This is a genomic window from Sphingomonas endophytica (genome assembly GCF_001476895.1).
Taxonomy (GTDB): domain Bacteria; phylum Pseudomonadota; class Alphaproteobacteria; order Sphingomonadales; family Sphingomonadaceae; genus Sphingomonas; species Sphingomonas endophytica_A.
Genome location: NZ_LDTB01000154.1, coordinates 1 through 631 on the forward strand (window position 1 = coordinate 1; position 631 = coordinate 631).

Consider the following 631-nt stretch of genomic DNA (forward strand, 5'->3'; position numbering starts at 1 on the left):
GTGTTGGGCCATGGCCCTGTTTCGTTTGCCGTCCGGTGGACCCGCTGCACTGATGCCGCGCGGTCACGGGCTTTTGCTGCGTGCGCCGCAAATGTCGGATTTCCCGCAATGGGCGCAGTTGCGCGAGTTCAGCCGCGCCTACCTGACGCCGTGGGAGCCGATCTGGCCCTCCGACGACCGGACCCGCGCCGGCTTCCGCCGCAGGCTGCGCCGCTACTCCGAGGATATCGCCGCGGATCGCTCCTATCCGTTCATCATCTTCCGCGAATCGGATGGGGTGATGATCGGCGGGATCACGCTCGCCAATGTCCGCCGCGGCATCGTGCAGGCCGGCACGATCGGCTATTGGGTCGGCCTGCCGCATGCCCATCGCGGCTACATGACGACGGCGTTGCGGGTGCTGCTGCCTTCGCTGTTCGGCGAGCTCAACCTGCATCGCATCGAGGCGGCCTGCATTCCTTCCAACGCGTCGTCGATCCGCGTGCTGGAGAAGTGCGGCTTCACCCGCGAGGGACTGGCGCGCCGCTATCTCTGCATCAACGGGATCTGGCAGGACCATTATCTCTACAGCCTGCTGCACGAGGATTTCCGCGGCTAGCGAATGTGATCGACAGGGGCGCAGGAGTGGCGG

At 65.9% G+C, this 631-nt stretch carries 1 protein-coding gene; it reads left to right on the top strand.

What is annotated here, in order from left to right:
• On the top strand, nucleotides 1-598 hold a 598-nt coding region (locus NS334_RS16465; RefSeq protein WP_206542692.1), incomplete at its 5' end, for a GNAT family N-acetyltransferase.
• Nucleotides 599-631 lie beyond the last annotated feature (33 nt).